The 14,202-nt window shown below is 74.9% G+C and carries 10 protein-coding genes; 4 read left to right on the forward strand and 6 right to left on the reverse strand.

The window, feature by feature from the left end; all coding sequences use genetic code 11:
• Positions 1-10: 10 nt before the first annotated feature.
• Complete coding sequence (locus AMK13_RS36445; protein ID WP_074005853.1) at positions 11-1,294, reverse strand: metal-dependent hydrolase family protein; 1,284 nt, start codon at positions 1,292-1,294, stop codon at positions 11-13.
• Between the two features lie 236 nt (positions 1,295-1,530).
• Between AMK13_RS36445 and AMK13_RS36450 the strand changes: the two genes are divergently transcribed.
• Entirely contained in the window at positions 1,531-2,595 is a 1,065-nt protein-coding gene (locus AMK13_RS36450) for an alpha/beta fold hydrolase (RefSeq protein WP_074005854.1), read from the forward strand.
• Here AMK13_RS36450 and AMK13_RS36455 read toward each other — a convergent pair.
• From AMK13_RS36455 to AMK13_RS36475, 5 genes are read right to left on the reverse strand one after another with little or no spacing between them, the layout of a single operon-like run.
• Positions 2,585-3,889 (reverse strand): NAD(P)/FAD-dependent oxidoreductase, encoded by a 1,305-nt coding sequence (locus AMK13_RS36455; RefSeq protein ID WP_074005855.1) that lies wholly within the window; start codon positions 3,887-3,889, stop codon positions 2,585-2,587. The genes AMK13_RS36450 and AMK13_RS36455 overlap by 11 nt on opposite strands.
• Positions 3,886-4,677, reverse strand: coding sequence for an ABC transporter ATP-binding protein (locus AMK13_RS36460; protein WP_074005906.1), 792 nt, complete (start codon positions 4,675-4,677; stop codon positions 3,886-3,888). The genes AMK13_RS36455 and AMK13_RS36460 overlap by 4 nt, the downstream gene beginning before the upstream one ends.
• Positions 4,674-6,539: a dipeptide/oligopeptide/nickel ABC transporter permease/ATP-binding protein gene (locus tag AMK13_RS36465; RefSeq protein WP_241853187.1), complete on the reverse strand. Its 1,866-nt coding sequence runs from the start codon at positions 6,537-6,539 to the stop codon at positions 4,674-4,676. Before AMK13_RS36465 ends, AMK13_RS36460 begins: the two co-directional genes overlap by 4 nt.
• Before the next feature lie 2 nt (positions 6,540-6,541).
• Complete coding sequence (locus tag AMK13_RS36470) at positions 6,542-7,510, reverse strand: ABC transporter permease (RefSeq protein WP_074005856.1); 969 nt, start codon at positions 7,508-7,510, stop codon at positions 6,542-6,544.
• A gap of 11 nt (positions 7,511-7,521) precedes the next feature.
• A complete protein-coding gene (locus AMK13_RS36475; protein ID WP_074005857.1) occupies positions 7,522-9,105 on the reverse strand; it encodes an ABC transporter substrate-binding protein in 1,584 nt (527 codons plus the stop codon).
• Positions 9,106-9,330: 225 nt separating this feature from the next.
• On the opposite strand from AMK13_RS36475, the gene AMK13_RS36480 reads away from it, so the two are divergent.
• The 3 genes from AMK13_RS36480 to AMK13_RS36490 all read left to right on the forward strand — a co-directional run bounded on the left by AMK13_RS36480 (position 9,331) and on the right by AMK13_RS36490 (position 14,158).
• Entirely contained in the window at positions 9,331-11,031 is a 1,701-nt protein-coding gene (locus tag AMK13_RS36480) for a DUF885 domain-containing protein (RefSeq protein WP_074005858.1), read from the forward strand.
• Positions 11,032-11,334: 303 nt separating this feature from the next.
• Entirely contained in the window at positions 11,335-11,670 is a 336-nt protein-coding gene (locus AMK13_RS36485) for a DUF5132 domain-containing protein (protein ID WP_074005859.1), read from the forward strand.
• A gap of 190 nt (positions 11,671-11,860) precedes the next feature.
• Positions 11,861-14,158 (forward strand): ABC transporter ATP-binding protein/permease, encoded by a 2,298-nt coding sequence (locus AMK13_RS36490; RefSeq protein WP_241853188.1) that lies wholly within the window; start codon positions 11,861-11,863, stop codon positions 14,156-14,158.
• Positions 14,159-14,202 lie beyond the last annotated feature (44 nt).

Genomic DNA, 14,202 nt, shown 5'->3' on the forward strand with positions numbered 1-14,202 from the left:
AGCCAGGGGGTCAGCCGAGTTCGTTCCTGTGGACGACGCCGTCCTTGACGATCAGTCGCAGGTTGCGTTCGGGGTCGGCGAGGACGGACAGGTCGGAGGTCGGGTCGCCGTCGACGACCAGGAGGTCGGCCCAGGCGCCCGGCGCGATGACGCCGAGCGGCGCGGCGCGGTAGGGGTCCCGGCGGCCGGACAGGCGGAACAGCTCGGCGTTGCCGGAGGTGGCCGTCCGCAGGGCCTCGACCGGGCCGAGGTGCTCGCCGAGCCGGACGAGCATCTCGTTCTGCCGGTGGGCCTTCCCGGGGTCGAAGACCAGGTCGGTGCCGAAGGCCAGCCGAACGCCGTGCCGCACCGCCCAGCCGATGGTGCGGGCGACGCCTTCGCAGACCTCGCGGTTCTTGCGGGCGCTGTCCGGGGAGGCGTAGTGGTGGTCGTCGACCTCGAACGGCTGGGTGCTGAGCCAGACGCCCTGCTCCGCGAGGTGGCGGACGGTGTCCTCGTCGAGGAGGTGCCCGTGTTCGACGCAGCGCACCCCGGCCCGTACCGCGCGGCGGACGCCTTCGGAGGTGTAGACGTGCACGGTCACATAGGTGCCCCAGTCGGAGGCCGCGGCGACGGCGGCCTCCAGTTCGGCCGGGGTGAACTGCAGGACGTCCAGCGGGTCGAACTCGGAGCTGACGCCGCCGCCGGCCATCAGCTTGATCTGGGTGGCGCCCTTCCTGAGCTGTTCGCGCACCGCGGCGAGCACCCGTTCCGGCCCGTCGGCCACTCGGGTGAACCCGAGCTGCTCGCTCCGGGCCGGCGGCCCGCCCAGGGCGGTGGGGGCGTCGTGGACCGTCCCGAAGTCCCCGTGGCCGGAGGTCTGGGAGACGGCCGCCTGGCTCGGGTAGATCCGCGGGCCGGGGAACAGCCCGCGGTCCAGCACCCGCCGCAGTGGCTCGGTGTCGCCGGCCATGTCCCGCACCGTGGTGAAGCCGCGCATCAGCATGGAGCGGGCCGCGGCCAGGGCCTGGTAGTAGACGGTGCCGGTCGGGGCGAGCTGGAGCTCGGCCATGGTGCCGCCGGCCGCGAACAGGTGGACGTGGGCGTCGGTGAGCCCGGGGATGAGGGTGCGGCCGCCGCCGTCGAGCACCGTCGCGCCACCCGTGGGACCGGACGGGAAGGGGCGGCCCAGCACCACCTCCGCGATCCTGTCCCGCTCCACCCGGACGTACCCCGGCGCCGCCTCGGCTCCGGTCCCGTCGAAGACGCGCACGTTCGTCACCAGCAGCCCGGCACCCGCTCCGTCGACACCCATGCCGCCATCTTCGGCCGGTCACGGAGCCGGGACCAGGGGGCCGGACGGATCGGGTCGGTCCGGTGGTGCCCGGCCGGCAGCCGACCGGCCCGGCCCCGGGTGCGTCCGGGGCCCGGAATGCCGGACTGTGGGGGAGTTGATCAGGGTGAGGGCACGAGCGGGCGGGAAAGAGAAGGCCAGGGGGCAGTTGTCGGACGCGCTGCTGTCGCGGAGGGCCGATGCGACGGGACGGACGAATGGCGAACTCCCTGCTCGCGGTGGTGAGCCGGGACTGGATCGGGGCGCCGGTCGCGCTGGCGGTGGCGGCGGCGGGCGGCGGCCTCCTCGCGGTGGGGGCGGCCTGGGCGGTGGTGCTCGCTGGCCTGGCGCTGGCCGTCGGGGTTGTGCTGGCGGCCGGGGCCGTTCGGCATCTGGTGCTGGTGGCCCGGGAGGCGCGGGCGCACCCGCCGCCGGGGCGGTTGGTGGACGTGGGCGGTCATCGGATGCACGTCCTCGCCGAGGGGCGGGCCGGGGCGGGGCCGACGGTGGTCTGGATGCCCGGCGGGCACGCCCCCGGCGAGGACCTCCGGGAACTGCACATGATGCTGTCGGCCCAGGCCCGGTCGGTGCTGGTCGACCGCCCGGGGACGGGCTGGAGCGACGTCGGGCCGTTCCCCCGGACGACGGCGGCCGAGGCGGCGGAGCTGCCGGCGGCGCTGGAGGCGGCGGGGGAGCGGGCACCCTTCGTGTTCGTCGGCCACTCCTTCGGCGGGCTGCTGGTCGCGAACGTGGCCAGGCGCCGGCCGGACCTGGTGGCGGGGCTCGTCCTGCTGGACCCGACCCCCCTGGAGGTCATCGCCTTCGCGCCGCCCAACGGGCAGCTCGCGGCGCTGCGCCGGGGCGTCCTGCTGGCGGCGGTGCGACAGCTGTTCGGCGCGCACCGGGGCCCCGGCGGCCGGACCGGGCCGTGCTGCGCCGCCGCGTCGATCTTCGCCGAGCTGTCGCCGTCCGGGCTGGCACAGGTGGGCTGGGACACCGTGGTGTACGACGGGGACCTCGGGGACCTGCCGCTGGTGCTGGTGGTACCGCGGGACCTGATCGGCGGCGAGGCGGTGCTGGCCGGTGCCAGGGACGTGGTCGAGGCCGAGCGGATCAGCCGCTTCTACCTCCGCAGCCGGGTCCGCTACCTGGCGGCGTCGACGGCGTCGAGGCTGGTGTACACACCGGCGGGGACGGGCCACGACTTCCCGCACGAGGCGCCCGAGTTCGTGGTCGGCGTGGTCGGGGACCTGGTGCGCGAGCTGCCCCCGATCAGCCCATGACCGTCCGCGCGGAGTCCGTCCGGACCGGGCGGCGACGGGAGAAGGCGCCCAGGTCGACCACGGTGCCGGTGTGGTCGCAGCGGAAGTGCACCGGGTCGCCGTCGTGGTCGTGCCCGGCCTCGACCCGGTCGATCAGGGTGGCGAGGTAGCGGCCCACCAGCGGGGCGTTCTTGAACTGGTTGCCGCTGGTGCCCATCGCGACGTAGTAGCCGTCGAGGGCGGTGCGGTCGTAGATCGGGGTCCAGTCGTCGGCGACGTCGTACACGCCCGCCGCGCCGAGGGGCCGGTTGGGGACCCGGAGCGCCGGGAACCGGCGTGCCGCCCGGGTCACCTGGGTGCGGAAGCGCCGGGCGGTGGGGCGGGGATCGGCCCCGTCCGGGTCGTCGATCCACTCGTGCGGGTCGCAGTCCGGCTCGGTCCCGCCGACCAGGAGCTGCCCGCCGGGGGCCGTGCGGACGTAGGTGCCGACGTCGAGGTCGGCGACCAGGGGGAAGGGGTCGGCGGTCCGGACGTCCGGTGCGGGGACCTGGTGGACCTCCTCGCGCAGCGGACGCACACCGATCGTGAAGTCGTCGCCGACGCCCGCCAGCCGGTTGAGGCCGCCCGACCACGGGCCGGCGGCGTTGACCACGACCGGTGCGGCGATCCGCGAGCCGTCGGCCAGGCGGACGCCCGTGACCCGGTCCGCGTGCCGGTCGACGGCCACCACGGTGTGGTGGAGGAGGAGTCGGGCGCCCAGCCCGATCGCGGCGTCGGCGAGGTTCAGGGCGGCGAGCCGGGGGTCGTCGACGTACCCGGCGTCCGGCGTGAACAGGGCGCCGAGTTCGCCGGACGGGTCGGCGAAGAAGGCGTCGTCGTCCACCGGCTTCGGCGGCCAGTACCGTCCGGGGTCGATCCCGGGAAGGCGCTCGCGCAGCGTCGGGGCGTCCCACCGCTCGTACGGGACGCCGGCGCGCTCGAACAGGGCGGCGGTCTCGGAGGGTTCGACCTCGGGGGAGTCGAGCAGCACGGCGCCGGTGCGGTGGAAGGCGGCGAGCGGGCGGGGGCCGGTGAGCCGCAGGTGGTCGGGCCAGGACGTCCAGAGGTGCTGCGCCTCCCAGGCGGTGGCGACGCTCGCGAAGGTGGAGTAGTTGAAGCGGATGATCGCGCTGGAGGCGCTGGTGGACCCGTGGCCGACGGCGCCCGCCTTGTCCACGACGACCACCTGCCGCCCGGCGCGCGCGAGTTCGAGGGCGACGGCGGCGCCGATCACCCCGGCTCCGACGACCACGGCGTCCGGTCGAGCGTCGGTCATGGCGGCCCCTCCCCGGGCGGCGGCGTGCGCAGGCTCGGCACGGCGGCGAGTAGCGTCCGAGTGTACGGGTGCCGCGGGGCGCGCAGGAGGGTTCCGGTGGGGGCGGTCTCGACGATCCGGCCGTGCCGCATGACCGCCACCGCGTCGGAGACGTGGCAGACCGCCGGCAGGTTGTGGCCGATGAACAGCATGGACAGGCCGAGGCGTTGCTGGAGTTCCCGGATCGTGTTGAGGACGGAGGCCTGCACCGAGACGTCGAGCGACGAGGTGATCTCGTCGGCGATCAGCAGGCCGGGTTCGACGGCCAGGGCGCGGGCGATGGCGACCCGTTGGCGCTGCCCGCCGGAGAGCCGGCGCGGCAGCCGGTCGGCGAGCCGCGGGTCCAGGCCGACGAGGCCGAGCAGTTCGGCGACGCGTTCGGCGCGTGCGGGCCGGTCGAGCCGGCGGAAGACGGTGGCCGCTTCGACGAGCGTCTGGCGGACCGTCATCCGCGGGTCGAGCGCGGTGTCCGGGTCCTGGAGGACGACCTGGACCAGGCGGCCGAGCCGGCGGCGGTCGCGGACGGTGCGGGTGCGGGCCTCCCGGCCGTCGAGCAGGACCCGGCCGGCGTGCACGGGGGTGAGGCCGACGATCGCGCGGGCCAGGCTCGACTTGCCGGAGCCGGACTCGCCCACGAGCCCGAGCGTCGTACCGGACGGGACCTCCAGCGAGACGCCGTCCACGGCGGTGACCGGGCCGCGCGGGCCGGGGTGGCGGACGGTGAGGCCGGTCACCTGGAGTTCGGTCATGACGCGGCCACCGTCTCCGGGTCCGCCGCCACCGGTACCGGGGACCAGCACGCGACCCGGTGGCCGGCGTCGAGGTCCTCCAGCGGCGGGGCCTGCTCGGCGCAGTGGTCCCGGCGGCGCGGGCAGCGGGGCTCGAACGCGCACCCCGGGGCGGGCACCAGCGGGTCGGGCGGTGCGCCGTCGACGGTCCGCAGCGGCCGGTCGCGGTCGGCGGTGAGCTCCGGGACCGAGGCGACCAGGGCCCGGGTGTAGGGGTGCCGGGCGCCGTCGGCGAGGCGGTCGGCGGGCAGGGCCTCGACGATGGTGCCCGCGTACATCACCAGGACGCGTTCGCAGAACTCCCCGACGAGCGCGACGTCGTGGCTGATGAACAGGATCGCAGCGCCGGTGTCCCGCCGGATCTCGGACAGCAGCCCGGTGATCTGCCGCTGCACGGTGACGTCGAGCGCGGTGGTCGGCTCGTCGGCGATGATCAGGCCCGGACGCACCATCAGCCCGGAGGCGATCATCACGCGCTGGCGCTGGCCGCCGGAGAGCTGGTGGGGGCGGGAGCGCAGCAGCGCCGGGGGGAGGGCGACCCGGCGCAGCGCGTCGGCGGCCTCCGCGGCGGCCCTGGCGCGGCTCGCGCCCCGGTGGGCCCGGACGGTCTCGGTGAGCTGGGTGGCGATCCGCAGGGACGGGTTGAGCGCCGAGGCCGGGTTCTGGAAGATCACCGCCAGGCCCGTCGCGAGGTGCCGGTCCCGTTCCTTCGGGGGCAGGGCGGCGAGGTCGGCCCCGAGCAGCCGCAGGGTGCGCCGGGGTGCCCGGGCACCGTACGGCAGCAGGTCGGCGATGGCGAGCGCGGTGAGCGACTTGCCCGACCCCGACTCGCCGACGAGCCCGACGGTCTCGCCCGGCCGCAGGGCGAGGCTGACTCCGCGCACCGGCCGGATCACGCCGTCAGGGGTGGGGAGTTCGACGTGGAGGTCCTCGACCTGGAGCACCAGGCCGTCCTCGGCGGGGCCGCTCGCGGCGGGCGTCGGTACGGGCGTGCGCGGCGCCGGGCCGCGCCGGGCGACGCTCCCGGCCAGGACCTCGCCGAGCAGTTGGAAGGTCAGGGCCGCGTAGAGGATGGCCAGACCGGGTGCGAGGGCGGGCAGCGGCTCGGCGTAGACGCGGTCGAGCCCCTGGTTGAGCAGCTGCCCCCAGTCGTAGCCGGGTGGTTGGACGCCCAGGCCGAGGAAGCTCAGCCCGGAGAGGGCGACCAGGGAGGTCCCCGCCGCCGTGGTGGTGGCCAGGAGCAGCGGCTCGGCGATGTTGGGCAGGACGTGCCGCCAGAGCAGCCGCAGGCGGCGCAGGCCGAGGACCCGGGCCGCGGCCAGGTGGTCGGTGCCCGCCACCCCGGCGGCGAGGGTCTGGGCGAGCCGGGCGAAGCCGGGGACGCCCGCGGCCGCGAGGGCCAGCATCGCCCCGGCGGCGCCCGCGCCGAACACGACCGCGAGGAACATCGCGACCAGGAGCGCCGGGAAGGCGAGCAGGAGGTTGACCAGTCCGGCGGTCAGCCGGCGGGCGCGCCGGCCGAGCACGGCGGTGGCGGCCCCGAGCAGGACCCCCGCGCTCGCGCCGAGCAGGACGGCCGCCAGCGCGAGCAGCAGGGAGGGCCGGGTGGCCGCCAGGACCCGGGCGAGCAGGTCCCGGCCGAGGTTGTCGGTGCCGAACGGGTGCCCCGCGGACGGCCCCTGGAGCACCGCCGAGGGGTCCGGGCGCTCGGCCGCCGCGCCCCAGACCAGCGGTCCGGCCAGCGCGAGCAGGACGAGCGAGGCCAGCATGACGGCGGTGACCCAGGCCATGGGCGAGCGCCGGAGGCCGGACGGAAGGCTCATGGTCACATCTCCCTGATCGCCGAGCGGGGGTCGAGCACGGCGAGCAGCACGTCGACCAGGAGGCCGGCGAGCAGCACGGTGGTGCCCAGCACCAGCACCATCGCCTGGACCACCGGGTAGTCCTGGGCGACCACGGACTGCGCCAGGGCGGAGCCGATGCCGGGCCAGGCGAAGACCTTCTCGACCAGCACGGTGCCGGCGATCAGGCCGGGCAGCAGGCTCCCGGCGACGGTGAGCGCGGCGGTGGCCGTGTTCGGTGCCGCGTGCCGCAGGTAGTACCGCGCGGGGGACAGCCGTTTGCTCCGGGCGGTGCGCAGGTAGTCCTCGTCCAGCACCTTCAACGCCTCCACCCGGACGATGCGCAGCAGGACGGCGGTGGGCGCGAGGGAGAGGGCGAGGACCGGCAGGACGAAGGACTCGACGCCCGCCGCACCGGCCACCGGGAGGAGTTGGAGGCCGACGGCCAGCAGCGCGGTGAGTCCGGCGGCCAGGACGAAGTCCGGGACCCCGGTCAGGCCGGCGGTGACGGCGGTGAACGCCAGCTCGGTGCGCGGGCGGCGGCCGTCGCGGGTGCGGACGGCGGCGAGCAGGCCGCCGGGCAGGGCGACGGCGAGGGTGGCCAGGAAGGCCAGCCCGGCGATCTCCAGGGTGGCGGGCAGCCGGGTGCGGACCAGCTCCGCGACCGGTGTCCCGGTGGTCAGCGAGGTGCCGAGGTCGCCGTGCAGGAGGCCGCCGAGGTAGTGCCGGTACTGGGACAGGAACGGCGCGTCGAGCCCGAGGCTGTGTCTGCGGGCGGCGACCAGGGCGGGGGCGGCGTCGACGCCGAGCGCGGCGCGGACCGGGTCGCCGGGGACGAAGCGGATCATCGCGAACGAGGCGGTGAGGACGACCGCGAGGGAGAGGAGCAGCCGGACGGTGCGGCGGCCGAGGAACACGGTCCAGGGGTGCCGCAGCAGTCGGGGTACGGACATGGTGGCCCCGGTCACTGGTGGAGGCGGATGCTGGTGGGGACGAGCTGGCCGCCGAAGGTGGTGGCGAAGGTGGTGCGGTGGCCGTACACGCCGCTCCGGCCGTCGGCGATCGGCAGGGCGTCGGCCGCGCGGAAGAGCGCGGCGGCGGCCCGGTTCCAGGTGCCGCAGCCCGTCGTGTCGGTCTCCCGGAGGGCCTGAGCGACCAGGGCGTCGTACTCGGGGTTGCGCACGCCCGCGAAGTTGAGGCCCTGGGCGGGGGTGGGGCCGGAGAAGAAGGGGATGAAGCCGACCGGCAGGGCGAAGCCCGGCGAGGTGCCGACCACCACGTCGAAGTCGGCGCTCTGGTACATGGCGTTGACGAGGGCGGGCAGGCTCTCGCTGACCAGGTCGACCCGCGCGCCGAGCGCCGTCCACTGCCGGGCCATCAGCTCGGCGACGGAGGTGAGGGTCGGGCCGAGGTCGGGGCTGGTGATCAGGCGGAGCCGCAGCGCCTGGCCGTCCTTGGTGAGCGGGCCGCCGGGGGAGCGGGTCCAGCCGGCCACGCGCAGGGCCTCGGCGCCGTCCTGGGCGGGCAGGTTGGCGTCGGCGAGGTCGGCGTGGCAGACGCCGCCCTCGGCCCCGAAGTCGGTGGCGGGGCGGCCGGTGCCGCCGACCGCGACGTTGGCGAGCCCTTGGCGGTCGAGGGCGGAGACCAGGGCGCGGCGCAGCGCCGGGTTGGCGAGGGCCCGGCCGGGGCGCTGGTTGAAGAAGGTCAGCCCGACCACGGTGGCCACGTCGGTGACGGCCAGGCCGTGGCCGGTGAGCCGGCCGCGGTCGGGACCGTTCACGTTCGCGATGTCGACGCCCCCGGTGAGCAGCAGGTTCGCCGCCGTGGAGGCCTGGGGGACGACGGAGATGACGATGCGCGCGGGGAGGCCGGGCTCCGCGGTGCTCGCCCCGGCGGGGCCCCAGGTGTAGCCGTCGCGGACGGTGAACTCGTACGGGCCGCCGGGGGTGTAGCGGGTGAGCACGTAGGGGCCGGTGCCCTGGGTGGTGCGGTCCAGCGACCGGGGGTGGTCGAGGCCGGCCGGGCAGACGATCGGCAGCAGGCCGATGCTGCGGGTGAGGAACGGGAAGGGGGCGGTGGTGGTCGCCGACACCGTGCCGGTCGCGTCGTCGGCGGTGGCGGTGAACGGCACGTTCGGCAGGACGGTCTGGGCGCCGGCGAGCTGGTTGGCCGGGTCGCCCGCGTAGCTGAGGGACCGGGCGACGGCGGAGGCGGTGAGGGGTGTGCCGTCGGAGCAGGTGACGCCCGGGCGGAGGGTGAAGTCGGCGGTGGTGGCGGTGGCCTGCCAGGACGTGGCCAGGCCGGTGACCAGGGTGCCGTCGGGGGCGACGTTCACCAGGGAGTCGTAGGCGTAGCGGGCCTGGGAGGCACCGAAGGTGGAGTACGGGTCGAAGCTCGGGGTCTCGCCGGCCGCCGCGATCCGGACGGTCCCGCGGTCCACCAGGGGGGTGCTCGTCGAGGACGTGGCAGCGCTGCCGCAGCCGCTGAGCGCGAGGGCGGCAGCGGTCAGGGTGGCCGCGAGGGCGGCCGGCGGGGGGCGACGGAGCATGGCGTCATGGTGCCACCGGGCCTTGGCGATGGCGAGTCAACTCACCTGGGGGAAAGGCGTGTTCGATTCAAGGGGCGCAGTGCTCCCGCCTTGTGGGGAGCGGTGGGCGCCGGGGCGCGGGGCTCGGCGGCGGAGTGCCCCTGGTTCACTCTTTCGAGGGGTGTCGGGGCCTGTAGGCCGTCGGCCGGGTGACCTGGCGGTCCGTCGTCGCCACACTGTGTCGACATGACGACGAACGAGCCGGGCCGTGAGGTCGGCCACCTGGCGGACCGCTACTGGGAGTTCCTGCTGGAGCGGGAGCCGTTGCTGCGGGTCCGCCAGGGGCTCCCGGTCGAGGCGCTGCCGGGGGCGTCGCTCGCCGAGTCCGCGGAGCGGGAGCGGTTCGCGGCCGGCGTGCTGGAGCGGATGCGGCCGCTCGACGGCGCGGAGCTGTCCGGTGCCGATGCCGACACCGCGGCCGTCCTCGTGGCGCTGGCGGAACAGGAGTTGCGCGTCCACCGGTGGTACTGGCTGACGCCCGCCGCCACGCCGTACCGGCTCTTCCCGCTGTCGCTGTACGTCGATGCCGTCCTGGGCGCCTTCCGCTTCGCCGAACCAGCCGACGGTGAACGGTACGTGGCGCTGGTGCACGACCTCGCGCGGGTGGTCGGCTCGATCGGTGACAAGGTGGCCGGCCAGGCCGCGCGCGGCTTCCGGGTGCCGGCGCCGGCCCTGGCCGGGGTGCGGGCCACGGTCGAGGGCCTGCGGTCCTCCGCCGGGCGTCGGGTCACGGTGGCGGACGACCGGCTCGGTGGGCTCGGGCCGGCCGGGCGCGGACGCCTCCGGGACGGTGTCCGGCGGCTGGTGGAGGCGGAGTTGGCGCCGGCCTTCGACCGGCTGCTCGGGTGCGTCGACGACCCGGCGTACCCGGGAGGGGCGCCGCGGGACGTCGGGTGGGCGCACTACGAGGGCGGCGAGGAGGCCTACCGGGACTTCGTCCGGACCCACACCGGGAGCGACACCGGGCCCGAGCGGCTGCACGAGCTCGGCCGCGACCAGTGCCGCGAACTGGCCGAGCGGATGCGGGAGGTGCGCGAGGCCCTCGGCTTCCACGGCACCGAGGCCGGGTTCCACGAGCGGCTGCGGACCGAGTCCCGGTTGTACGCCCGGACGCCCGAGGAGGTCGAGGCCCGGTTCCGCGGCCACCTCGACCGGCTGGAGCCGCGGCTGCCGCAGTGGTTCGCCACCTTGCCGACCGCCCCGTACGGGCTGGCCCGGTTGGATCCGGCGCTGGAGCCGGGGATGACCTTCGGGTACTACGAGGCCCCGACCGCGGCCAGTGCGGTCGGGCGCTACCGCTACAACGGCTCGGACCTGGACCGGCGGTCCCTGATCGGCTCGGCCTCCCTGATCTACCACGAGCTGGCGCCCGGGCACCACTTCCACCTCGCCCGGCAGGCGGAGGACGCCGCGCTGCCGCGACTGCGCCGCGAGGCGGCGGAGTTCGGCGCGTTCAACGAGGGCTGGGCCGAGTACGCGGCGGGGCTCGGCTGGGAGATGGGCCTCTACGAGGACCCGTGGGACGCGTACGGGCGTCTCGCGCAGGAGCGGTTCACCGCGCAGCGGCTGGTCGTCGACACCGGGCTCAACCTCGGGACGATGGACCTGGCGGGGGCGCGGGACTTCATGCGCGCCAACTCCACGGAGGAGGACGGCCAGATCGCCTCGGACCTGTTGCGGTACTCGACGGATCTGCCGGGGCAGGCGCTCTCCTACCGCGCGGGCTACCTGGAGTTCGTCCGGCTGCGGGCGGAGGCGGAGGCCGGCCGGGGTGCCGGGTTCGACGTGCGGGCCTTCCACGAGGCGGTGCTGGGAGGTGGCGCGCTGCCGTTCCCCGCCCTGCGCCGGCGGGTCACGCGGGAGCTGAAGGTCGTAGCCGATCAATAAATATTACTATCTGACAAATTGCTTGGCGTACATACAAGCGATCGTTCTGGGTTATGTTCAGATTGCACTCGCACGAGTGAATCCCCTTGGGAGCATTTGGTTTTGGTGAGCTCGACTCGACTACGGTGACGGAGGATCGGGCGGTGGACCCCATCGGCGAGGAGTTTCGGTTCCGCGGGAAATCCGCGAGGGGAACCGGTCATCCCGCGAGGCGGGTACGTCCGTCCGTTCTGCTGTGTGCGCTCCGGAGTCCGAAGCGCCCGGATCCCCTGTCATCCGTCTGCGTAGAGAGATGGGAACACCATGCCGCCCGTAGTTCCGCCGTTCCTGATCGGTCTCGTCGTCGCGCCGCTGGCCAAGCGCCTCCTCAAGCCACTGGTGCGCGGTGTCGTCAAGACGTCCGTCGGCATCGTCATGGAGGTGAAGAAGGCCGCCCACGAGGCCGGCGAGAACATCCACGACCTCGCGGCCGAGGTGGCCGCCGACGTGGTGGCGGCCCAGGTCGCCTCCGGTGAGGGCCACCGCGCCGCGGAGGCCACTGCCCCGTTCGAAGAGAAGGCCGGGGCGACCGCCCCGGGCGACGCCGAGGCGAGGGCGCCGAAGATTCGCGCGAACGCCGGTGCCGGAAAGGCACACTGACGCACCATCATGTCCTGACCCGCCGCCTGGACGCGCACCGCGACCGAACTCGCGCGCCGTGTCCACGCGGCGGTCGGCCGAGGGCCTTCCGGCCGCATCGGCCGCCCGTTCAGAATTCCGCTCCGTCGCGGTGTTCCGTCATGCCCGATGGCGGATCGTTCGCGACCTCTGCAAACAGGTGATCGTACACATGCCATCTCTGCTGGGTGCCGCGGCCGGATTCCGCTCCGTGGATCCGGACGTGAGCCCGCGCTCGGTCATTCCGGGCCGCCAGCGCTGGGACGTCAAGCTGGTCCTCGGACGGCCGAGGACGGCCGAAGTCCTCGCGGCGGCTCTGCGTCGCGTCCCCGGGATCACCGAGGCGCAGGCGAACCCGATCACCGGTGGTGTCCTCGTCCGGCACGAACCGCTGCTGCCTGCCGCGGATGTCGGCCGGATCCTGCGCCGGGTGGTCGCCCGGGTCGCGGAGGGTCCGGTCAGGACCGCCCCGCCGGCGGCGGCCCGGCCCGCCGCCGGACCGGGGACGCGGCCGGACCGCGTTCCCGTCCTGCGACCCGTCCTCGCCGTGGGCGGCGGGGCGGCGGCCGGCCTCGCGCTGATCCGCGGGTCGGCGCTGAGCAGGCAGCTGGTGGCGCTCGGCGGGGTCGCCGTCGCGACGGTCGCCGTCGTCCGGACGGCATGGCGCCGAGCGGTCGAGCGGACCAGGGAGCTGTCCGGGTCCGGCACCGGCCGGCACCCGCTGCGGGAGGTCGTCGGGCCGCACCGCCGGCGCCTCTACCGGGCCTCCGCGCTCTCGGTCGCCTGCCAGGTCTCGGAGATGGCGCTCGGCACCTTCCTCGGCTGGACCGCCCTGGTCCTCATCAAGGGCGAGGCCGCGCCGCTGGTCCGCTTCGGGCTGACCACCGCCACCTCCCAACTCTGGGGCCTGGCAGGGCTGGTGACCGTCGCCTGCGCCGCCGTGGCAGGCCTCTCGTACGCCTCGAACCTCCAGTGGCGCGGGCTCGGCCAGGACATCGAGCACGACTGGCGGAGCCGCACCTACGCCCATGTGCAGCACCTCGAACTGGGGCAGCTGGAAGGCGAGCGGACCAGCCGGATCGCCGGCGTGCTCACCGACGACGTCCGGCAGCTGGGCAGCTTCTTCGCCACCTCGGCCAACGACGTGCTGCAACTGGGCACCAGCCTGGCCCTGTTGGTGCCGGCGTTCCTGCTGCTGGCCCCGCAAATCGCCTGGATCGCGTTCCTGCCGATCCCGGTCATCGCCTGGCTGTCGCTCCGCTACCAGGACAGGGCCGCGACCGACTACGCCGTCTCCGGCGAGCGCCGGGCCAGGCTGCACAGCCAGCTGGTGAACACCCTGGAGGCCGGCGCCACCGTCAAGAGCTTCTGCACCGAGGACTACGAGGCCGAGCGCATCGACCGGCTCAGCGGGGAAGCCCAGGAGAGCAACCGGCAGACCGACCGGGGCACGATCCGGCACGCCGAGGTCGTCCGGGTCTGCACGACGAGTTCGATGGCCGGCACCCTGCTGCTCGGCGGCCGCTCGGTGCTCGACGGCACCCTGCGGTTCGAGGTGTTCAGCCCGCTGATCGGGCTGCCGCAGATGGTGATGCTGCGGATGAACCGGCTCGGCGGCATCGTCGACCAGTACCAGCGCACGCTCGCCGCCTACGACCGGGTCCACCGGCTGGAGGCCCTGCCCGCCGAGACCGAGGGCACCGGGGAAGCGCTCGACGTCGCGACGGTGAAGGGCGAGATCGTCCTCGACGGCGTGACCTTCGCCTACCCCGGACGGCCGCCGGTCCTGGAGGACCTCTCGCTGACCATCCCCGCCGGGCGGGTCACCGCCCTCGTCGGCGCGACCGGCTCCGGCAAGACGACCGTCGCCAAGCTGCTGATGCGGTTCCAGGACGCGGAGTCCGGCAGCGTGCTGCTCGACGGTCGGGACGTGCGCGACCTGCGCCGGCGCGACCTGCGCCACGCGATCGGGTTCGTCGCCCAGGACGCCTTCCTCTTCGACGGCACCATCGCCGACAACATCCGCTACGGCAGTTTCGGCGCCTCGGACGAGGCCCTGGTGGAGGCGGCCACGATGGCCGAGGCCCACACCTTCATCGCGACGCTGCCGGACGGCTACGACACGGTGATCGGCGAACGCGGCGCCGCCCTCTCGGGCGGCCAGCGGCAGCGGATCGCCCTGGCCCGGGCGATCCTCAAGGACGCGCCGGTCGTCGTCCTCGACGAGGCCACCTCGGCCGTCGACAACGAGACCGAGGCCGCCATCCAGCGCACGCTCCGGGTCTTCGCGGCCGACCGCACGATGGTCGTGATCGCTCACCGGCTCTCCACCGTCCGCCACGCGGACCGGATCTACGTCATGGACAAGGGCGGCGTCGTGGCCGAACAGGGCACCCACGACGAACTCATCGCCCGGCACGGACTCTACGCATCCCTCTGGCAACTCCAGGCCGGCGAACTCGCCGCCTGACCGCACCAGGCCGCTCCGCTCGCCGACAGCGTGACGCCACCGAC

Source organism: Streptomyces sp. CB02056 (genome assembly GCF_001905545.1).
Taxonomy (GTDB): Bacteria; Actinomycetota; Actinomycetes; order Streptomycetales; family Streptomycetaceae; genus Kitasatospora.